At 31.5% G+C, this 21,239-nt stretch carries 21 protein-coding genes and 1 tRNA gene; 17 read left to right on the top strand and 5 right to left on the bottom strand.

The features are described from left to right. Positions 1 to 36: 36 nt before the first annotated feature. Together gpmI and fabG are read left to right on the top strand one after the other, a co-directional pair. Positions 37 to 1,515 carry a 2,3-bisphosphoglycerate-independent phosphoglycerate mutase gene (gene gpmI, locus L8W69_RS02060; RefSeq protein ID WP_263666322.1) on the top strand — a complete coding sequence of 493 codons (1,479 nt, stop codon included), beginning with the start codon at positions 37 to 39 and terminating at the stop codon, positions 1,513 to 1,515. 14 nt (positions 1,516 to 1,529) lie between these two features. Beyond that, positions 1,530 to 2,273, top strand: a complete 744-nt coding sequence (fabG, locus tag L8W69_RS02055) for a 3-oxoacyl-ACP reductase FabG (RefSeq protein ID WP_220566803.1) — start codon at positions 1,530 to 1,532, stop codon at positions 2,271 to 2,273. 8 nt (positions 2,274 to 2,281) lie between these two features. Here the strand turns inward: fabG and acpS are convergent, their stop codons facing one another. The 3 genes from acpS to L8W69_RS02040 form a co-directional block, all read right to left on the bottom strand. Next, positions 2,282 to 2,638: a holo-ACP synthase gene (gene acpS / locus L8W69_RS02050; protein ID WP_263666321.1), complete on the bottom strand. Its 357-nt coding sequence runs from the start codon at positions 2,636 to 2,638 to the stop codon at positions 2,282 to 2,284. Further along, positions 2,638 to 3,183: a flagellar basal body-associated protein FliL gene (gene fliL / locus L8W69_RS02045; protein ID WP_133319594.1), complete on the bottom strand. Its 546-nt coding sequence runs from the start codon at positions 3,181 to 3,183 to the stop codon at positions 2,638 to 2,640. Before fliL ends, acpS begins: the two co-directional genes overlap by 1 nt. Before the next feature lie 65 nt (positions 3,184 to 3,248). Continuing rightward, complete coding sequence (locus L8W69_RS02040; protein WP_220566805.1) at positions 3,249 to 3,887, bottom strand: transcriptional regulator; 639 nt, start codon at positions 3,885 to 3,887, stop codon at positions 3,249 to 3,251. 218 nt (positions 3,888 to 4,105) lie between these two features. Between L8W69_RS02040 and L8W69_RS02035 the strand changes: the two genes are divergently transcribed. The 4 genes from L8W69_RS02035 to L8W69_RS02020 all read left to right on the top strand — a co-directional run bounded on the left by L8W69_RS02035 (position 4,106) and on the right by L8W69_RS02020 (position 8,965). Further along, positions 4,106 to 5,530, top strand: a complete 1,425-nt coding sequence (locus tag L8W69_RS02035; protein ID WP_263666320.1) for a catalase — start codon at positions 4,106 to 4,108, stop codon at positions 5,528 to 5,530. 51 nt (positions 5,531 to 5,581) lie between these two features. Then, entirely contained in the window at positions 5,582 to 6,043 is a 462-nt protein-coding gene (locus tag L8W69_RS02030) for an ankyrin repeat domain-containing protein (protein WP_220566807.1), read from the top strand. Between the two features lie 172 nt (positions 6,044 to 6,215). Then, on the top strand, positions 6,216 to 7,613 hold the full coding sequence (argH, locus tag L8W69_RS02025) for an argininosuccinate lyase (protein WP_263666319.1): 1,398 nt from the start codon (positions 6,216 to 6,218) through the stop codon (positions 7,611 to 7,613). A 20-nt stretch (positions 7,614 to 7,633) separates the two neighbouring features. After that, positions 7,634 to 8,965 (top strand): anaerobic C4-dicarboxylate transporter family protein, encoded by a 1,332-nt coding sequence (locus tag L8W69_RS02020; protein ID WP_263666318.1) that lies wholly within the window; start codon positions 7,634 to 7,636, stop codon positions 8,963 to 8,965. Between the two features lie 3 nt (positions 8,966 to 8,968). Here the strand turns inward: L8W69_RS02020 and L8W69_RS02015 are convergent, their stop codons facing one another. Then, entirely contained in the window at positions 8,969 to 9,643 is a 675-nt protein-coding gene (locus tag L8W69_RS02015) for a transcriptional regulator (protein ID WP_133319588.1), read from the bottom strand. Positions 9,644 to 9,810: 167 nt separating this feature from the next. Here L8W69_RS02015 and L8W69_RS02010 point away from each other — a divergent pair, with 167 nt between their 5' ends. The 7 genes from L8W69_RS02010 (at position 9,811) to feoB (ending at position 17,857) form a co-directional block, all read left to right on the top strand. Then, positions 9,811 to 10,173: a Rid family detoxifying hydrolase gene (locus L8W69_RS02010; protein WP_044598311.1), complete on the top strand. Its 363-nt coding sequence runs from the start codon at positions 9,811 to 9,813 to the stop codon at positions 10,171 to 10,173. Between the two features lie 3 nt (positions 10,174 to 10,176). Beyond that, a complete protein-coding gene (gene dcuC, locus L8W69_RS02005) occupies positions 10,177 to 11,616 on the top strand; it encodes a C4-dicarboxylate transporter DcuC (RefSeq protein ID WP_263666317.1) in 1,440 nt (479 codons plus the stop codon). Positions 11,617 to 11,628: 12 nt separating this feature from the next. Next, complete coding sequence (gene metC / locus L8W69_RS02000) at positions 11,629 to 12,798, top strand: cystathionine beta-lyase (protein WP_263666316.1); 1,170 nt, start codon at positions 11,629 to 11,631, stop codon at positions 12,796 to 12,798. A gap of 3 nt (positions 12,799 to 12,801) precedes the next feature. Beyond that, positions 12,802 to 14,166 carry an adenylosuccinate lyase gene (purB, locus tag L8W69_RS01995; protein WP_263666315.1) on the top strand — a complete coding sequence of 455 codons (1,365 nt, stop codon included), beginning with the start codon at positions 12,802 to 12,804 and terminating at the stop codon, positions 14,164 to 14,166. Positions 14,167 to 14,172: 6 nt separating this feature from the next. Further along, the gene (locus L8W69_RS01990) at positions 14,173 to 15,513 is read left to right on the top strand and encodes an MmgE/PrpD family protein (RefSeq protein ID WP_263666314.1); all 1,341 of its coding nucleotides are present in this window, start codon (positions 14,173 to 14,175) and stop codon (positions 15,511 to 15,513) included. A 92-nt stretch (positions 15,514 to 15,605) separates the two neighbouring features. Then, positions 15,606 to 15,833 (top strand): FeoA family protein, encoded by a 228-nt coding sequence (locus L8W69_RS01985; RefSeq protein WP_039627920.1) that lies wholly within the window; start codon positions 15,606 to 15,608, stop codon positions 15,831 to 15,833. Beyond that, a complete protein-coding gene (gene feoB / locus L8W69_RS01980) occupies positions 15,833 to 17,857 on the top strand; it encodes a ferrous iron transport protein B (protein WP_263666313.1) in 2,025 nt (674 codons plus the stop codon). The genes L8W69_RS01985 and feoB overlap by 1 nt, the downstream gene beginning before the upstream one ends. 15 nt (positions 17,858 to 17,872) lie before the next feature. On the opposite strand, the gene tenA is transcribed toward feoB, so the two are convergent. Next, positions 17,873 to 18,538: a thiaminase II gene (gene tenA / locus L8W69_RS01975; RefSeq protein ID WP_263666312.1), complete on the bottom strand. Its 666-nt coding sequence runs from the start codon at positions 18,536 to 18,538 to the stop codon at positions 17,873 to 17,875. A gap of 145 nt (positions 18,539 to 18,683) precedes the next feature. Between tenA and acpP the strand changes: the two genes are divergently transcribed. From acpP to L8W69_RS01955, 4 genes are all read left to right on the top strand, one after another. Continuing rightward, complete coding sequence (gene acpP, locus L8W69_RS01970) at positions 18,684 to 18,917, top strand: acyl carrier protein (protein WP_039617517.1); 234 nt, start codon at positions 18,684 to 18,686, stop codon at positions 18,915 to 18,917. 26 nt (positions 18,918 to 18,943) lie between these two features. Then, positions 18,944 to 20,158, top strand: coding sequence for a beta-ketoacyl-ACP synthase II (locus L8W69_RS01965; RefSeq protein WP_263666311.1), 1,215 nt, complete (start codon positions 18,944 to 18,946; stop codon positions 20,156 to 20,158). Position 20,159: 1 nt separating this feature from the next. Continuing rightward, positions 20,160 to 21,095 carry an acetyl-CoA carboxylase carboxyltransferase subunit alpha gene (locus L8W69_RS01960; protein WP_173787871.1) on the top strand — a complete coding sequence of 312 codons (936 nt, stop codon included), beginning with the start codon at positions 20,160 to 20,162 and terminating at the stop codon, positions 21,093 to 21,095. 68 nt (positions 21,096 to 21,163) lie between these two features. After that, positions 21,164 to 21,239: transfer RNA gene (locus L8W69_RS01955), tRNA-Phe, on the top strand.

Genomic DNA, 21,239 nt, shown 5'->3' with positions numbered 1-21,239 from the left:
AAAATCACATAAATAAATTATAAAAAAGAGTAAAAAATGAGTCAAAAATGTATTTTGATAATCACAGATGGTATAGGACATAATACAAATTCAAACTATAATGCTTTTTTTCATGCTAAAAAGCCAACTTATGATAAGCTTTTTGAAAATACCCCTAATGTTTTGATAAAAACAAGTGGCTTGGCAGTTGGCTTACCTGAAGGTCAAATGGGTAATAGCGAAGTAGGGCATATGTGTATAGGTAGTGGACGCATAATCTATCAAAATTTAGTCAAGATAAATAAAGCCATAGAAAATGACACTTTAAAAGACAATAAGGCTTTAAAAGAATTGTTGCAAAAATGCAAAAGAGTGCATATCATAGGGCTTTATAGTGATGGCGGGGTGCATTCTATGCATACACATTTTAATGCACTTTTAAAAATTTGTAAGCAAGAAAATAAAGAAGTTTTTGCACATGCAATTAGCGATGGTAGGGATTGTCCTCCAAATTCAGGTTTAGAATTTATAAAATCTTTACAGGAATTTTGCGAAAAAGAAGGGGTTAATTTTGCTTCTTTATCGGGAAGATTTTATGCTATGGATAGAGATAAGCGCTATGATAGGGTTAAGTCTTATTATGATGCTTTATTTGCTAAGGCGCCAAAGTGTGATGATTTTATGCAATTTATACAAAAAAACTATGATGAAAATATCACAGATGAGTTTTTAACCCCAGTTATTAGTCAAAATTTTGATGGAATTAAGGCTGAAGATGGTGTGATTTTTATCAATTTTAGAAATGATAGAATGCGTCAATTAGTCGCTTCTTTAACCCAAGAAAGTTTTAATGAATTTCCAAAAGAAGTGCTTATAAAAAATGCCATTACTATGAGTTTGTATGATGAGAGTTTTAAACTACCTGTGATGTTTGAAAAAGAAGAGTTAAATAATACTTTAGCTTCTGTGATAGCTAATGCAAATTTAAGCCAACTTCACACAGCTGAAACAGAAAAATACGCTCATGTAACCTTTTTCTTTAATGGGGGAAAAGAAGAATTAGAATGCAATGAAACAAGAATTTTAATTCCAAGTCCTAAAGTAAAAACATACGATGAAAAACCTCAAATGAGTGCTAAAGAAGTCACAGATGAGGTGCTTAAGGGTATAGAAAGTGGTATGGATTTTATCGTAGTAAATTTTGCAAATGGTGATATGGTAGGACATACGGGTGATTTTGAAGCTGCGATTAGTGCGGTTGAATGTGTAGATGAGTGTTTAGGTAGGGTTATTGCTAAAGCAAGAGAGCATGATTATGCTTTTATTATTACTTCAGATCATGGAAACTGTGAAGCGATGAGGGATGAAAAAGAAAATATGCTCACTAATCACACAACCTTTGATGTTTTTGCTTTTGTCGAAGCTAAAGGAGTAGAAAAGCTTAAAGAAGGCATGGGGCTTAGTAATATAGCACCAAGTGTGCTTAAAATTTTAAACTTACCTATCCCAAAAGAAATGGATGAGGCTTTATTTTAATTTAAAGGAGAACAATGAAATTTAGTGGAAAAAATGTTTTAATAACAGGTGCAAGTAAAGGTATAGGTGCAGCAATAGCCAAAGAATTAGCAAGTTATGGCTTAAAAGTTTGGATTAATTATAGAAGTAAGCCTGAACTTGCTGATGCACTAAAAGAAGAGATAGAAAAAAGTGGTGGTTGTGCGGCTGTGATTAAATTTGATGCAAGTGTTGAAGAAGAATTTACAAGCGCTATTGCAACTATAGTAGAAAGTGATGGTGAGCTTAGTTATTTAGTTAATAATGCAGGTATTACTAATGATAAATTAGCACTTAGAATGAGTATGGATGATTTTTCTTCAGTGATTAATGCTAATTTAAATTCAAGTTTTTTAGGTTGTAGAGAGGCATTAAAAACTATGAGTAAAAAGCGTTTTGGTGCGGTTGTAAATATTGCTTCTATAGTTGGAGAAATGGGAAATGCAGGCCAAACTAATTATAGTGCTAGTAAAGGTGGTATGATAGCTCTAACAAAATCTTTTGCTAAAGAAGGCGCAGCAAGAAATATAAGATATAACTGCATTACCCCGGGTTTTATAAAAAGTGATATGACTGAAGTTTTAAGTGATGAGATTAAACAAAATTATATTAACAATATCCCTTTAAAGCGTTTTGCAGATGCAAGTGAGGTGGCTCAAGCTGTGGCGTTTTTATTAAGTGATCATTCTTCTTATATCACAGGGGAAATTTTAAAAGTCAACGGTGGACTTTATATGTAAGCAAGGTTTTAACCTTGCTTAGCTTCTATAGCCACTACTGCTATGGCAAAACCCCCATCATGCGCTACGCTTACACTTGCTGATTTTATATTAAATTCTTTTATGACTTTTTGAGAAAAACTAATGTGCGGAGCATTTTTATCATCCTTAGAGATGATGATGTCAAAAAAAGAACATTCTTTAGAAATTCCAACCCCTAAAGCCTTAGAAGCAGCTTCTTTAATAGCCCAAAATCCTGCTAGAGTGTTGGTATTTTTTATATAACTTTGCTCTTGCTTGGATAAAAATTTATCCAAGAAAAGCGTTTTATGTCTTTCATAAATTTTTTCTATGCGAGAGCATACGACTATGTCACAGCCTATCATTAAGATACTACAAAGTCGGTAAAATAAATATTTTTGATAAAACCATCAGTTAAAACTTCATTGATCTTACCGGTTAATTCATCTTTTAATCTTTCTTTACCCTTTGTAGTGCTTACTTCTTCAAAGGTTTTTGATGTTAAAGTTCTAATGATAATATCTCTAATAATAGCAACTTTTTTATCAAGTTCAGGAGTTAAGGTTTCAACATTTTGTTCAAGTTGAATGGTGCATTTTACATATCTTGATCCACCATCACTTAATAAATTTAGCGTAAAAGGTGCTAAAGGATACATCACGCCAATATTTGCATAATCACTCCCTCTAGCTGCTACTGCATTTGTTTTTTTAGGAGCTTGTGCAACTTGTGCGCTTTCTTCGGTTTGCGGGGTAGGATTTTCTTCAGAGCCGCCACTAAACATTAGATAAGCAATTGCTCCTACAATAACAAGTAAAAATACAAATAAAAATACAACGATAATGATTACTAAAGTATTCCCGCCTTTTTTCTTTGATTCACCTTGTTCATCCATCATATCATCAGCCATATTTTTCCTTTTATAAAATTTTAAAATGTTATTGTATCAAAAATTATATTTTTTTTAAATTATGATTATTTAATCTTTTGTAAATGTCTATAAACACTAGGTTCTGAAATATTTAAAAGCTCCGCAACTTTAGGAATAACACCTTTTACATTAAATACGCCTTTTTCATATAAGCTAGCTATCATTTTTTGTTTTTCCTTTGGTTTTAAACTTTTATTTTTAAAACTTTCAATATCTATCCCCGTAATATCTTCAACGATTTCTTCTAAATCAAGTTTTATGTATTCTTTATTTTCTTGTTCAGGACTTTCATAAGAATTATCATAAATATTTCCAAGATTTAAAATTTCATCAGAGATTTTTTTAAATGCTGAAGTATCATGATTAATACAAAGCAAACCTTCAAGTTTTTCATCTTTTTTAATAAAAAAAGTAGAGCCTGACATTACTTGTGAGCTTTTAGCTGAAGTTTTATAATGTGTTATATAATCACGCTCTAAATAGATTTTGTTTTTAATCATTTCAATAGCAAAGCCTGTTAGAGGTGAATTTATAGTTCTTTTGCTAATATGATTATTAGCTATTTCTGCTATATTAGTACCATCTTCACTTACATCATGCAAAACTATTTCATAATTTCTTCCCAAAGCATCAGCAAGAAATTTCACTAATTTAATATAGTAAGTTCTTGTTTCTTTATCCATTAAACTCTCCTTGTTTTATTAATTTTGTAGTAAAAATATTTAAAATAAGAGTACTTATTCTTATTTTTCAACAATTTTAATACAAAATAAAAATAATTATGCTTAAAAAAAGATTATTTTTTCAAAAATAATAATTTTTATTGTTTAATTTTATTTTAATAATATAGGGATATAATTTATCAAATAATAAAAATTATTATTTATAAAAAGGAGAAAAGATGAAAAAACTAACCAATGATTTCGGAAATATCATAGCCGATAATCAAAATTCATTAAGCGCAGGTGCTAAGGGTCCACTTTTAATGCAAGATTATATTTTGTTAGAAAAACTTGCCCATCAAAATAGAGAAAGAATTCCAGAAAGAACTGTTCATGCAAAAGGGAGCGGTGCTTATGGAGAGCTTAAAATCACTAAAGATATTTCTCAATACACCAAGGCAAAAGTTTTACAGCTTGGAGAAAATACACCTTTATTTATAAGATTTTCAACCGTTGCAGGCGAAGCAGGTGCAGCTGATGCAGAAAGAGATGTAAGAGGTTTTGCTATTAAATTTTATACTAAAGAAGGAAATTGGGATTTAGTAGGTAATAATACTCCGACATTTTTTATAAGAGATGCATATAAATTTCCTGATTTTATCCACACTCAAAAAAGAGATCCAAGAACTCATTTAAGAAGCAATAATGCTGCATGGGATTTTTGGAGCCTTTGTCCTGAAAGCTTACATCAAGTTACTATTTTAATGAGTGATAGAGGAATTCCTGCAAGCTATCGTCATATGCATGGTTTTGGAAGTCACACTTATAGTTTGATTAATGATAAAAACGAAAGATTTTGGGTGAAATTTCATTTTAAAACCAAGCAAGGTATTAAAAATTTAACCAACGAAGAAGCGGCAAATTTAATAGCAAATGATAGAGAAAGTCATCAAAGAGATTTATGTGAAGCTATTGAAAAAGGAGATTTTCCAAAATGGACTTTCCAAATTCAAGTTTTAAAAGAAGATGAAGCAGAAAAATTAGGTTTTAATCCTTTTGATTTAACTAAAGTTTGGCCACATAGTATTGTGCCTTTAATTGAAGTAGGCGAATTAGTACTTAATAAAAATGTACAAAATTACTTTAATGAAGTAGAACAAGCTGCATTTAGTCCAAGCAATATTGTTCCTGGTATTAGTTTTAGTCCTGATAAAATGTTGCAAGCTAGAATTTTTTCTTATCCTGACGCACACAGATACCGCATAGGGACAAATTATCATTTATTACCAGTTAATCGTGCAAAAAGTGAAGTAAATACTTATAATGTAGCAGGTGCTATGAATTTTGACACTTACAAAAATGGCCTTGCTTATTATGAGCCAAATAGTTATGATGATAGTCCAAAAGAAGATAAAAATTACCTAGAACCTGACTTAGCACTTGAAGGTAATGCGCAAAGATATGCTCCACTTGATAATGATTTTTACACCCAACCAAGAGCCTTGTTTGATATAATGAATCAAGATCAAAAAGAGCAATTATTTAAAAATATCGCTGCTTCTATGAGTGGGGTTGATAAAAAAATTATTGCTAGAGCATTAAGTCATTTTGAAAAAATTTCAAGTGAATATGCAAATGGCGTTAAAAAAGCTTTGAAAATGTAATTTTTACTTGCCACTTTAAAAGTGGCAAACTAAAGATTATAAAGGAAAAATATGTTTAGTAATGAAGAAGAAAAAAGAATTCAAGAGCTTTGCACTATGGCTTTTGATTACGCAAGACAAAATGATTTACAAAATTTAAAGATTATGATAGAAGCAGGTTTGAGTGTGAATTTAAAAAATCATAAAGGCGATAGTCTTTTAATGCTTGCAAGTTATCATAATGCTTATGAATGTGCTAAGTTTTTACTAGAAAATAATGCTAGGGTAGATGAGAAAAATGATAGAGGGCAAACTCCATTAGCAGGGGTGTGTTTTAAAGGATATTTACCTATGTGTAAGCTTTTGGTAGAACATGGAGCAAATATTGATGAAAACAATGGTCTTGGTATGACACCTTTTACTTTTGCGTTGATGTTTGGACATAGGGATATAGTAGAGTTTTTAACAAAGAATTCTAAAAAAAGTTTTCTTAAAAAAATAGCTTTTAGTGTATTAAAAATTTTCAAAAAATAGTTAATAATTTATAATATATTAAAAATATATTTTATTTATTTAAAATTATCAAAAAATTCTATTATTAAATTATAAATTTTTAAAATTTTTTATTATAGAAATAAAAAATTTAAGCTAAATTAAAATAAATTCAAATAAAATTACCCCTAATTTTTTAATGAAAGGATAACAAATGTCTAACAAAACAGAAAAATTATGGGGTGGGCGTTTTGATTTACCTACAAATAAATTAGTTGAAGAATATACTGCTTCACTACCAGTTGAGCCAAGACTTGCTCCTTTTGATATACAAGGTAGTATAATTCACTGTACCATGCTTGCAAAACAAGGTATTATAAAAGACGATGAAGCAAAGACTATCATTAAGGGCTTAGAACAAGTTAGAGAAGAAATTCAAAATGGTACTTTTGTGTTTGATATAGCTGATGAGGATATTCATATGGCTGTAGAAAAAAGAATGACACAAATCGTAGGTCCAGTAGGTGGAAAACTTCACACCGCAAGAAGTAGAAATGACCAAACCACTCTTGATTCAAAAATTCATATGAGAGCAGTTATTAAAGAAGTATTAACTCAAATTACTACTTTGCAAGAAGAAATCGTCCATCAAGCTCAAAAAAATATCAAAGCTATTATGCCAGGTTATACGCATTTGCAAACGGGCCAGCCAGTGCTTTTTTCACATTGGATTATGGCGTATTTTTGGATGTTAAGTAGGGATTATTCTCGTTTTGAGGATTTATATAAAAGAATGAATGAGTGTCCTTTAGGAGCAGCTGCACTTGGTGGAACTACATTTAATATAGACAGACATTTTTGTGCCAAAGAACTAGGCTTTACTAAACCAACAGAAAATAGCATTGATAGTGTAAGTGATAGAGACCACATGGTTGAATTTACTGCTATTGCTGCAATGTGTTTCATGCACCTTAGTCGTTTTTGTGAAGAGCTTATACTTTTTTCAAGTCAAGATTTTAAATTTATAGAATTAAGTGATGATTTTTGTACCGGTTCAAGCATAATGCCTCAAAAGAAAAATCCTGATGTAGCTGAAAAAATGCGTGGTAAGACAGGTAGAATGTATGGTAATGTTATGGCAATGCTAACTATTATGAAAGGTATTCCATTAGCTTATAATACTGATATGAGTGAAGATAAGGCTCAAGTTTATGATTCTATGGATACTTTAATGGCAAGTTTAAAAATTATAACTCCTATGATAGAAAAAATGCAAGTAAATACTAATAATACAAGAGCAGCAGCTGCAAAAGGATTTTCAAATGCCACAGATATGGCTGATTATTTAGTAAGAAAAAATATACCATTTAGAGAAGCTCATAGTATAGTAGGTTCAGCTGTGAATTATTGTATTAAACACGGAAAAATGCTTGAAGAGCTTAGCATGGAAGAATTCCATCAATTTAATGAAAATATCCAAGAAGATATTTATGAAGCAATTGCTTTAGAAACTTGTATAGACGCAAGACTTTCTTATGGTGGTACAGGAACTAAAGTTGTATTAGAGCAAATTGAACATGCAAAAGAATTGTTGGATAAATGTAAAAAATAAACAATAAGGGCGAAGATTAGATGGATATTATTTTTATACTTCAACTTTTTATTATTTTTTCTATGATAGCCATAGGTGGTAGATATGGTGGTATAGGACTTGGGGTTGCAGGTGGGCTTGGTATGTGTATTTTGGTGTTAGTTTTTGGTATGCAACCAGCTTCACTTCCTGTGAGTGTTGTGTTTATTATACTTGCTGTGATTACTTGCGTGAGTGTTTTGCAAAGCGCAGGTGGGCTTGATTTGCTAGTAAAAATAGCTGAAAAAGCATTAAAGAAAAAACCTCAAGCTATTGTTTTTATGGGCCCATTAATCACATCCACATTTACAATATTTTGTGGTACTACTTATGTAGCTTTTTCTATTTATCCAGTGATTGCTGAAGTAGCTGCTCAAGCTAAAATTCGTCCTGAAAGACCACTTTCAGTTTCAGTTATAGCAGCAGGTATTGCAGTGGTAGCTTCTCCTATGAGTGCAGCCACTGCAGGTATGGTAGCCATTTTAGCCATTAGTGGTGTAGGACTTGTTCAAATATTAGCTGTGGTAATGCCAGCATTTTTAATTGGTGTTATATGTGCTTGTTTGAGCGTTTTTAAAAGAGGAAAAGAGCTTGAGCAAGATGAGGAATTTCAAAGAAGAGTAAGAGCAGGGGAATATCAGTTTTTAACCCAAGATAAACAAGAAGATAAACAAGAAACAGATCCTAAAGTAAAAAGAGCTTTATTAATATTTGCTTTGGGTATTTTAACCATTATTTTCTTTGGGACTTTTACAAATTTGTTACCTCACTATGAGCTTGCAAATGGTAAAATAGAAAGACTTTCTACCCCAAATTTAATTCAAATGATCATGCTTGCAACAGCTTGTTTAATTATGCTTTTTGCTAAAGTTCCTGCTAATAAACTTGGTGAAGCTTCTGTATTTAAATCAGGACTTATAGGCGTTGTAGGGGTTTTTGGTATAGCTTGGATGACAGGGACATTTTTTGAAGCTTACAAGCCTTTATTTAGTAATTCTTTATCACATATTGTAGAAGATTATCCATATTTATTTGGCGTGGCTTTATTTGCCTTTTCTATGGTGATTTTTTCTCCAGCTGCAACAGTAGCTGCTTTGATGCCCTTGGGTGTGAGTTTGGGAATTCCTCCTCAAATTCTTATCGTGCTTTATCCTTGTGTGAGTGGAGATTTTATAGTTCCAGGAGCTAATCAAATAGCTTGTGTGGCTTTTGATAGAACAGGCACAACAAAAATAGGAAAATTTGTGATCAATCACTCTTATTTAAGACCGGGTTTTTCTTTAATCATTGGTGCTGTTGTGAGTGCTTATTTTATATCGCAAATAGTTTTTTAGCTATTAAAGGCTATTTTTAAATTTTTGCAAATATCTATAGACGCTAGGTTCTGATATATTAAGTGACTTAGCAACTATAGGTATACTTCCTTTTATATTAAAAATTCCCTTTGAATGAAGCTTTTTAATAATCTCATCTTTTTGTTCAGTGCTTAAGCTATATCCTGAATTTAAATATTTTAAGTCTATGTTTTCAGCTAGAATATCTTCTATAGAATGACTAAGTGTTTCTATATTACTCACATTGTGTAAATTTACATTGTTTTGATTGTGAATATCTAATAAATCACTAAAATCATTAATTTTTTCTAGTTCTATGATTTTACTAATAGCATTTCTAAGTTCTGTGGTGTCGTGATTTATACATAAAATTCCTACAATTTTATTTTGGTTTTTTATAAAAAAGGTTGATCCAGTAACGATCTTAGACTTTCCAACCTTTGCTTTGTAATCACATAAAAAATCTTTGTTTAAATACTCTTTTTCTTGTACAAGCTCACTCGCAAAAGAGGTTAATGGAGAATTGATTGTCCTTCCGCTAATATGATTATTTGCAATGGCTGCTATATATGAACCCTCAGGTGAAATCACATGAAAAACTATTTCATACTGATCTCCAAGAACTTGCCCTAAAAATTGAGTGAGTTTGATAAATAATTCTTTTTGTTGTTCATCCATGATCTAGACCTTTTTGTTGTTTTTTGTTATTTTACAAAATATTTTCATCAAAGTTGTTAATATTTACAACAATAAAAAAAATTATTATTATGATAAAAAAATATTGACAATTTATTATTATGATGATAATATTATATTATGATTTCATTTAAACACAAGGAGTATACATGGCAAATTATCCAAAGGCTATAGGACCATATTCAGCTTATAGAGAAGCTAATGGTTTGTTATTTATTTCAGGACAACTTCCTATTAATCCACAAAGTGGAAACATAGAAAGTGAAGATGTAAAAGAACAAACAAGACAATCATTGTTAAATATCAAGGCTATATTAGAAGAAAATAATCTTTATTTTAATAATGTAGTTAAAACGACTTGCTTTTTAGCAAATATTGATGATTTTTTGGCTTTCAATGAGGTTTATTCTGAATTTTTCGCAGCTCCATATCCTGCAAGAAGTGCTTTTGCGGTAAAAGATCTTCCTAAAGGAGCAAAAGTGGAGATAGAGGTTATTGCTCATAAAGGATAGAGCATGTTGGGTTTATTTTTTGCAGGATGTTCTGTATTTTTACTTGTTTTTATGCTCTATAAAAAAATCAACGCCCATATGGCGTTGCTTTTAAGTGGTTTATTCTTGCTAGCTTTAGCAGGAATTTTTGGACTTTCTCCTATCATTAGTGAAAAGCAATCTTTGCATTTAGGACTTTTTGATATTTTCCAAGTTGTTAATACAAATATGTCAAGCACTCTAGCAGGGCTTGGGCTTACTTTGATGTGTATAGCGGGATTTTCTGCTTACATGGATCATGTGGGCGCAAGTTATGCTTTATTTAAAGTGTTTGAAAGACCTTTAAAGGCAGTAAAATTACCTTATGTTCTATTGCTAGTTTCATATTTTGTAATCCAGTTTTTAGTGCTCTTTATACCTTCACATGCAGGTTTGGCGCTTTTGCTTATGGTTACAATGTATCCTATTTTAGTGCGCTCAGGCGTTTCTAAGCTTTCTGCGCTTTCAATTATCGCTATTTGTCAATACATTGACCATGGCCCAGGCAGTGGTAATGTGATTATGGCCTCAGAAAAAGCCAAAATTGACCCTGCAATTTATTTTGTTCATTACCAACTCCCTACAACTGTACCTATTATTATTGCTGTGGGTATTGCGATTTATTTTTGCTCAAAATATTTTGATAAAAAAGAAAATTTTGTTTTTAATCGTGATGAGATAGAAAAAGAGTTATCAGAAAATGATAGCAAAAAAGAAGAGGTGAAAAAACCACCTAGAATTTATGCGATTTTACCTATTATACCTTTAGTGTTAATTTTGGGCTTTAGTAGTGTTTTAGATAGTATTATGGTGTTAATGGGATTTACTACCATGGAAGAAGTTAAAGCAGCTTCATCTACTGCAATTAGAATGAATGTACCGGTTGCTATGATGATTTCAACTTTTATAGCAATTATTTTTGAAATCATTCGTTATAAAAGTTTAATTGATACTTTAAATTCTATCATGGTATTTTTCAAAGGTATGGGACATTTGTTTGTAATCACAGTTTCTTTGATCGTTTGTGGCCAAGTTTTTGCAAGTGGCCTTTTATCGGTTGGCTTTGTAGATACTTTAATAGATTTTGCAAAAGATGCAGGTTTTGGAGTACTTGCTATCATCATAGCAGTTTCTATTTTACTTGCTGTGTGCGCATTTTTAATGGGTTCAGGAAATGCAGCATTTTTTTCTTTTGCACCACTCATTCCAAATATAGCAAAATCTTTTGGAGTTGAAACTATAACTATGATAGCACCTATCCAAATCATGACAGGTTTTGGTAGATGTGTTTCACCTATTGCACCAGCTATTTTGGCAATTTCAGCTATGGCTAAAGTAAATCCATTACAAGTTGTAAAAAGAACAGCTATTCCTATGCTTGTAGCTGCTATTGTTAATGTGATTATGACTTATGTTTATTTGTAAAAAGGACTTAAAATGAATAATAAAACTAAATTAATCCACCTAGGAAGAGGCGATCAAAACGCTGAAGCAAGATCAGTTAATCCAACCTTAATGCGTGCATCAACCATACTTTTTAAAGATCATGCTACTTGGCAAAAATACCGCGAGCTAAGAAAAAATGAGCGTGTTTTAAGTTATGGTGCTAGAGGAACAGCTACAAATTTTGAACTTGAAAAACTTATTTGTGAGCTTGAGGGTGGTTATAGAGCACAACTTTTCCCAACAGGGCTTGCAGCATTAGCTATGGTGCTTTTAAATTATGCTAGTAAAGATGCTCATTTTTTAATCACTGATGCTATTTATGGACCTGTTAGAACAATTTGTGATTTATTTTTAACTAAAATGGGCGTAGAAATTGACTTTTTAAAAGCTGATGCTTCTGATGTAGAGGAAAAAATCAAACCAAACACAAAATTAATCCTTTGTGAAAGCCCAGGTTCTATACTTTATGAAATCATAGACTTACCAAAACTTTGCGAAATTGCGCACAAACATAACATACCAGTAGCGATTGATAATACTTATTCAAGTGGGTATTTTTTAAACCCGCTTGAGCTTGGAGTGGATATTTCAGTAATTGCAGCGACTAAGTACTTAAGCGGGCATTCAGATGTTACTATGGGTATAGTAGTGATTAATGAAAAAGAATGGAAAAATTTTGACAAATTACCAGAAGCTTTAGGATTTACTACAAGTCCTGATGATGCTTATTTAGTGCTTCGTGGTATGAGAACTTTAGATGTAAGAATGAGGGCTCATGAAAAAAGTGCAGATGAGGTAGTAGAGTTTTTACAAAGTAGAAAAGAAGTTAAAACAATTTTTTATCCAAAATTAAAAACTCATCCAAACCATGAAGTTTTTATGCGTGATCATAAAGGCGCTAATGGTATGGTAACAATTGAATTTGCAGATGGCATTTCTAAAGAACAAGCCGTTAAATTTGTAGATAATTTAGAGTATTTTTCAATCGGTGCAAGCTGGGGTGGATATGAGAGTTTAGCTACTGTTACTACTCCGCCAAGAACAGCAACAGATTGGAGTGCTAGAGGGCCTTTTGTGAGATTTCATATAGGTCTTGAAGATAGTAAGGATTTGATTGCTGACTTAAAACAATCATTTGAAAAAATAAATTTTAAAGGATAAAACATGGGTGTGAGTGTATTTGATATGAGGTTGCTTCAAGATTCTTGGAGCACTCCTGCAATGAGAGCTATTTTTAGCGAGGAAAATAGGATTCAAAAATGGCTTGATGTAGAAGCTGCCCTGGCAAAAGCTCAAGCAAAATTTGGCATTATCCCTAATGAAGCAGCTATAGAAATAGCTAAAAAAGCTCATTATAAATTTATGGATATGGATTTTATTTTTGCTGAATTTAAAAAGACTAAACACCCTTTAGTGCCTACTGTTAGAGGTTTGGAAAAAGCTTGCGAAAATGGTCTTGGCGAATATGTGCATTTTGGTGTAACAACACAAGATATCATTGACACAGGCATAGTTTTACAATTTAAAGAAGCTATGGCTTTAATCAAACAAGATTTAAAAGATATAGCTAAAAATTTAGCAAAAATCGCAAAAGAGCATAAGAACACTGCAATGATGGGAAGAACTTTAGCTTTACAAGCTTTACCTATAACTTTTGGACACAAAGTTGCAATTTGGCTAAGTGAGCTTAATCGTCACTATGAAAGAATTATCGAACTTGAAAAAAGATTATATGTAGGATTAATCGTAGGTGCAGTGGGAACTAAAGCAAGCTTAAGTGACAAGGCTAATGAAGTAGAAAAACTTACTTTAGAAAGTTTAGGTTTAGAGGTTCCTGACATCTCATGGCAACCAGCAAGAGATCGTTTTATTGAGCTTGGTTATGTTTTAGGTAATATCAACGCAACCTTTAACAAAATAGCACATCAACTTTTAATTTTAGCTCATAATGAAATCGATGAAATTGCTGAGCCTTTTGGAAAAGGTCAAGTAGGAAGTTCTACTATGCCTCATAAAAGAAATCCTGCAGTAAGTGAAAACGCAGTGACTGTAAGTAATGCCCTAAGAGCTAATATTGCAATTTTAAGTGATATAGAAAGACATGAGCATGAAAGAGATGGTCAAGTTTGGAAAATGGAATGGAAGCTTTTACCAGAAGCATTTTTAATGCTTTCAGTAGTATTAGCAAATATGAAATTTGTTTTTGATGATTTAGAAATTAAAAAAGACAAAATGTTAAAAAATCTTGATACGCTTAATGGCTTTGTATTGGCAGAACGCGTGATGTTTGCTTTAAGTGATCATTATGGTAAGCAACATGCACATGAAATTGTTTATGAAAATGCTATGAGAGGTATAGAAAATCATAAAACTTTTAAAGTTGTTTTACTTGAAGATGAGCGTGTAAGTAAGGTTTTAAGTGAAAAAGACATTGATGTTTTAATGGATGCTACAACTTATGTAGGTTATGCGCCAAAATTAGTTGATGAGTTCTTAGAAAAAATCGCTAATGCACCAATTCTAAAGTAGGAAAAAATGTATTTAAGTGAAAAACTAGCCGAATTTATCGTAAATTTAGATTATGAAGCTATTCCTAGTGAAGTAAAACAAAGAGCAAAAGAGCTTATGCTTGATGCACTAGGAACAGCCCTAGCTGCTAAAAATGAAGCTTGTGTTTTAAATGCAACTAAGGCTTTTGAAGCTTTAAGCGTAAATCCTAGTGAAAAAATTTGGAGTGGGGATAAAAAGCTTGATGTGATTTATACTGCGATGGTAAATGCTATTGCAGCGCATGCCCTTGATTTTGATGATACTCATACTGAAGCTATTTTGCACGCTAGTGCTATTTTAACCCCGCTTTGTTTAACTTATGGATTTAGTGTAAGTAAAGATGGAAAGAAAGTTTTAAAAGCCTTTATTATTGGTTGGGAAATTGCTGCTAGAGTGGGTATAGCAAGTAAAGGAAGTTTCCACAAATGTGGCTTTCATACTACAGCTATAGCAGGAATTTTTGGTAGTGTGGCTGCAAGTTGTGTTTTGCTTGATTTAAACAAAGAACAAATCATCAATGCACTAGGTTTAGCAGGAAGTTTTGCAAGCGGGGTAAATGAATTTTTATCTAATGGATCTAATTCTAAAGTTTTACACATAGCTAATGCTTTGAAAAATGGAATTTTGGTAGCAAATTGCGCAAAAGCTAATATGAGTGGTCCTTTGAGTATATTTGAAGGAAGGGATAATGTCTTTAGAACTTTTGGCTTAGAAGATGAATGTGATAAAAATGAACTTTGTAAGGGGTTGAATGAAATTTGGCAAGTAATGCAAGTTTCGTTAAAACCTTATCCAAGTTGTCATTTTGCACATGGGCTTATTGATTGTGCTATGAGTTTAAGAAATGATGGCTTAAAAGCGCAAGATATCAAAAGTTTGCATTGCTTTGTAGATGAAGTGCCAATTTCATTTATCTGTGATCCAATAGAAGCAAAATACACTCCACAAAGTGCTTATGCGGCCAAATTTTCCATGCCTTTTTTAATGGCTTTAGCGTTTTTTGATGGCAAAATTACTTTAAAATCTTATGAAAATTTAAATAGAGCTGAACTAATAGAATTTGCTAGAAAAATTAGCTATGAGAAGAAAAAATCTAGCGGTTTCCCTAAATACTTTCCAGGACATTTAGAAGCTGTTTTAAATGATGGAAGAGTAATTAAAAAAGATGTGTTTATAAATAAAGGAAATTTTGATAATCCTTTAAGTTTTGATGAATTAAAAGATAAATTTCTTTCTAATGCTAGCATAGCACTTTCTTTAGAAAAGGCTGAGGAATTAGTCAAAAAGCTTCAAAATTTAGAAAATCTAAATGATTTTGATTTCTAGCAATCTCATTTTTTGAGATTGCTTATTATTTTAAAAAATAAATAATTGAATTTTTTATATAATGTCTTATCTTAGTTTTTGTAAGGAAAAACATGACTTTAGATACATTAAAAGACAATGAAGAAGCCTTTATAGTAGGCTTTGAAGCAGATAAACAACTCCAAGCAAGACTTTTTAGTTTTGGTTTTGCAAAAAACAAAAAAGTTAAAAAAATTCGCTCTTCTATAGCAAATTCTACTATTATGGTAGAACTTGATACAACTTGCGTGATTTTACGCTCAAGTGAAGCAAAAATAATACAAATTTCAAAAGAGTTTTAATGAAAGAAATCATCGTTGCTTTAGTAGGTCAGCCAAATGTTGGTAAAAGTTTATTAATTAACGCACTTTGTAAAGCTAATATGAAAGTTGGAAATTTTAGCGGTGTTACGGTTGAAAAGGCTGAGGCTATATTAATTTATAAAAATTATGAGTTTAAATTTATAGATTTACCAGGAACTTATGCATTAGATGGTTATAGCGAAGAAGAAAAAATTACAAAAGATTTTTTAAAAAAGGGTAAATTTGATCTTGTAGTAAATGTGCTTGATTCTACAAATTTAGAGCGTAATTTGATTTTGAGCGCATCTTTAATAGAAGCTAAAATCAAAATGATTATGGCTTTAAATATGCAAGATGAAGCTAAAAATGAAGGTTTTAGTATAGATTTTAAAATTTTATCCCAACTTCTAAATACACCTTGTCTTGGCGTGTGTGCTAAAACTAAAGAAAATCTAAATGCACTTTTGGATTTAATCATTTCAACCCATGAAGCTAAATTTGAAGCTAAAGAGCGTGTTTATAGTGATATCATAGAAGAAGAACTTGCAAAAATAAGTGAATTTTTAAATCAAAATGAAATTACTTATTTAGATTTTTCTACAAAAGATTTAGCGATAGCTTTGCTTAAAAATGAAGTTAATATAGTCATTTCGCATGCTTTGAGAAAAATACTTGATGAAGCTTTAGAAAAAATTTACATGGTATATCATAGCAAAGATATGGAAAGTATTTTTAAAGAAGAGCTGATTGCTTTTGCAAATGGTATATGTGTTAAGGTTTTAAGCAAGAGTGTTAAGTATAAAAATCATACTAAAGAAATAGATTCTATTTTAATTAATAAATTTTTAGGAATTCCTATATTTTTGTTTTTTATGTGGGCTTTATTTCAACTAACCTTTACTTTAGGTCAAATCCCTATGGATTATATAGAAATGTTTTTTGCTAATTTAGGTGATATGGTAAAAAATAATATTAGCAATGAATTTATCGCTTCAGCCTTAGCTGATGGTGTTTTAGGTGGGGTTGGTGCGGTTATAACTTTTTTACCAAATATTATGATTTTATTTTTTGGTATAGCCTTGCTTGAAACAACTGGATATATGGCTAGGGTTGCATTTTTATTAGATGGAATTTTATACAAATTTGGCTTACATGGTAAAAGTTTTATCCCTTTAATCACGGGTTTTGGCTGTTCAGTACCTGCATTTATGGCTACAAGAACTTTAAAAAATAAAAAAGATAGACTATTAACTCTTTTTATTATTAATTTTATGAGTTGTGGCGCAAGACTTCCTGTATATGTGCTTTTTGTTGGAGTGTTTTTTCCTACTGATGTGGCGGGAAATTATCTTTTTGGGATTTATCTTTTGGGTGCGTTTTTGGGTTTGATTGCAGCTAAGATTTTAAGAATGAGCGCTTTTAGAGGACAAGATGAACCTTTTGTAATGGAAATGCCAAAATATAGAATGCCAAATTGGAATTTGGTATGGTTTATGGTGTTTAACAAAGCCAAAATGTATTTAAAAAAAGCAGGAACATTTATTTTGATAGCTTCTTTGCTTATTTGGTTTGCGAGTAATTTTCCTGCACAAGAAAATAATACTCAAGATGCTTTAACTCAAGAACTTCAGATAGAAAATAGTTATCTTGGACAATTTGGCAAAGCAATAGAGCCTATTTTTGCACCACTTGGCTTTGATTGGAAACTTAGTGTATCTTTGGTAAGTGGTTTAGCGGCTAAAGAAGTGATGATTTCTACTATGGGTGTGCTTTATTCTTTAGGTGATGAAGTTGATGAGACAAGTTTAAATTTACAAGAAGCCATAAAAGAAAACATCCCTTTTAGCACAGCAGTAGCTTTTATACTTTTTGTTATGATTTATAATCCTTGCTTTGCAGCAACTATAGTTTTTGCTAAAGAAGCAGGAAATAAAAAGTATGTATGGTATCTTTTTATATTCACATCTTTATGTGCATATTTGATCGCTTTTTTTGGGATTAATATTACTAAATTGATAATTTAATCATCTTTATGATGATTAAATTTCCATTTTTTGCTCTAAAGAGTGTTGCCAAAAGGCTGTTTCAAGTCTTATAGTAGTATAAAAAATTTCGTTTAATTTTTTAAATTTTTCTTCACTAATGCTATTTGTATAAGAATTAAAAAAGTCTTTAAATTCTTTAATTTCATCTTGAAATTCTTTACCTGCATAGGTTAAAATCCACTCTTTGTAAGGATGATTTTCTAAGCTTTTTTCATTAAGTCCTTTATAAATTTCTTCCCCTATATATGCATATCCTATAGCACAAGCACTCAAAGCACACAGCATATCCAAATAATCTCCATTTTGTCCCACACTTAGTAAGTATCTTGTATAAGCAATATTAGTTAAACTTTCATCTTTATAGTCAAGTTTTTCTACATCAATACCTAGTTTTAAAATACTTCTGTGAAGTTCTAATTCTCCTTCTAAAGTGTAGTTTTGATTTTTAATGGCAAATTGAATTTCTTTAGCGTTATTTGCATTTAAAGCAAGCAGGGCATAGCATTTTGCATAATTATTTAAAAAAATATAATCTTGTTTAAGATAAAACAAAAATGTATCTTTTTCTAAAGTACCATTTTGAAGTTTTTTTACAAATTCATGATGGATGTATTGTTCCCAAGTTTTTTTATTTTCTTTTATAAGTTTATCCAAAAGCATAAATTTCCTTTGCTAAAATTTAAGCTTTTATTTAAACACAGATAATTAAATTTTTCGTAATAATCTTTAATTTTTAACTTTTTAAACAAGAAATTTATTTTTTTATTGTAAAATGCGTTTTAATTTTTTAAACTAGGAGATAAAAATGGCAATTTTTGATGATGTAAAAAAAGTAGTTGTTGAGCAACTTAGTGTTGATGAAGATGCAGTTAAAATGGAATCTAAAATCATTGAAGATTTAGGTGCTGACTCTTTGGATGTTGTTGAATTAGTTATGGCTTTAGAAGAAAAATTTGATGTGGAAATTCCAGACAGTGATGCTGAAAAACTAGTAAAAATCGAAGATGTTGTTAATTATATAGAAAATCTTCAAAAATAATTTTAATTTTTAATAAGGAGTGCGGTTTGAAACGCGTTGTAGTAACAGGTATAGGAATGATCAATGCTCTTGGCTTAGACAAAGATAGCTCATTTAAAGCAATTTGTGATGGCAAAAGTGGCGTTGATAAAATCACTCTTTTTGATACCACTGATTTTCCAGTGCAAATTGCTGCTGAAGTAAAAAATTTTGATCCTTTAAGTGTCTGTGATGCTAAAGAGGTTAAAAAAATAGATCGTTTTATACAACTTGGTATTAAAGCAGCAAGAGAAGCTATGGAAGATGCTAAATTTGATGAAACTTTAAACAAAGAAGAATTTGGTGTAGTTTCAGCAGCTGGTATAGGTGGTTTACCAAATATAGAAAAAAATTCCGTTACATGCGCACAGCGTGGACCACGCAAAATAACTCCTTTTTTCATACCATCAGCTTTGGTTAATATGCTTGGTGGGATTGTATCAATCGAGCATGGATTACAAGGACCAAATATCTCATGCGTGACTGCTTGTGCAGCAGGAACTCATGCTATAGGCGAAGCATATAAAAGCATAGCTTTAGGCAATGCAGATAAAATGCTTGTAGTAGGTGCTGAAGCAGCTATTTGTGCTGTAGGTATAGGTGGCTTTGCTGCTATGAAAGCTCTTTCTACTAGAAATGATGATCCAGCTAAGGCTTCAAGACCATTTGATAAAGAAAGAGATGGTTTTGTAATGGGTGAGGGTGCTGGTGCTTTAGTGTTTGAAGAGTATGAGGCTGCTAAAAAGCGTGGAGCTAAAATTTATGCTGAGTTGGTAGGTTTTGGCGAAAGTGCAGATGCACATCATATCACTTCACCTACTTTAGAAGGGCCATTGCGTGCTATGAAAAAAGCCTTAAAAATGGCAGGAAATCCAAAAGTAGATTATATTAATGCACACGGAACTTCTACTCCAGTAAATGATAAAAATGAAACAGCAGCTATCAAAGAACTTTTCAAAGATCAAATTCCTTTAGTTAGTTCTACAAAAGGTCAAACAGGACATTGTTTAGGTGCTGCTGGTGCTATTGAAGCTGTTATTTCTTTAATGGCACTTGATCAAGGTGTATTACCGCCAACTATCAATCAAATCGTAGCAGATGAAAATTGCGATCTTGACTATATACCAAATACTGCAAGAAAAAGCGAAGTTAATGTTGTAATGAGCAATTCTTTTGGTTTTGGTGGAACAAATGGCTGTGTGATTTTCAAAAAAGTAGATTAATATGGCTTCTTATTTAGATTTTGAAAAAAATATTCAGCAAATTGATGAAGATTTAGCAAATGCTAAAATCAAAGGCGATGATGAAGCAGTAAAAATTTTAGAAAAAAACCTTGAAAAAGAAACTCAAAAAGTTTATAAAAATTTAAGTGATTACCAACGCTTACAGCTTGCAAGACATCCTGATCGTCCTTATGCGCTTGATTATATTCAAGCTATATTAAGTGATGCTTATGAAATCCATGGTGATCGTGCTTTTAGAGATGATCCTGCTATTGTGTGTTATGCAGGTTATATAGGTGGGAAAAAAATTATTGTTATAGGTGAGCAAAAAGGTAGAGGTACTAAAGATAAACTTCATAGAAATTTTGGTATGCCTCATCCTGAAGGTTATAGAAAAGCTCTAAGAGTAGCAAAAATGGCTGAAAAATTTGACATACCGGTGTTATTTTTAGTGGATACTCCAGGTGCTTACCCAGGAGTGGGTGCTGAAGAGCGTGGTCAAAGTGAGGCTATAGCTAGAAATTTATATGAGTTAAGCGCCCTTAAAACAATCACTATAGCAGTAGTTATAGGTGAAGGTGGAAGTGGTGGTGCTTTGGCTATAGGAGTAGCTGATAAACTTGCTATGATGAAAAATTCAGTTTTCTCTGTGATTTCACCTGAGGGTTGTGCTGCTATTTTATGGAATGATCCATCAAAAAGTGAAGCTGCTACTAAGGCGATGAAAGTAACTGCTGATGATTTAAAAACTCAAGGTTTAATAGATGATGTTATCGAAGAGCCAATGAGTGGAGCTCATAGAGATAAAGAAAATGCGATTAAAAATTTAAGTGATTATGTCTTAAAAGCTATAGAAGAGTTAGAACAATACGATAAACGTGAATTAGCTGCATTAAGAATGCAAAAAATCTTTAAATTTGGTGCTTTTGCTGAATGATTTGCATTTTTATGCAAATTTCAACTTTTTTTAAAAAAACTATTGTATAATTACAACTTCAATTCAGTGGTTGGATAGCTCAGTCGGTAGAGCAGCAGACTGAAAATCTGCGTGTCGGCAGTTCGATTCTGCCTCTAACCACCA

Source organism: Campylobacter sp. CNRCH_2016_3089 (assembly GCF_025772505.1).
Taxonomy (GTDB): Bacteria; Campylobacterota; Campylobacteria; order Campylobacterales; family Campylobacteraceae; genus Campylobacter_D; species Campylobacter_D lari_D.
The sequence above is the reverse complement of the archived record's forward strand: the minus strand, read 5'-3'. Positions and strand labels throughout refer to the sequence as shown.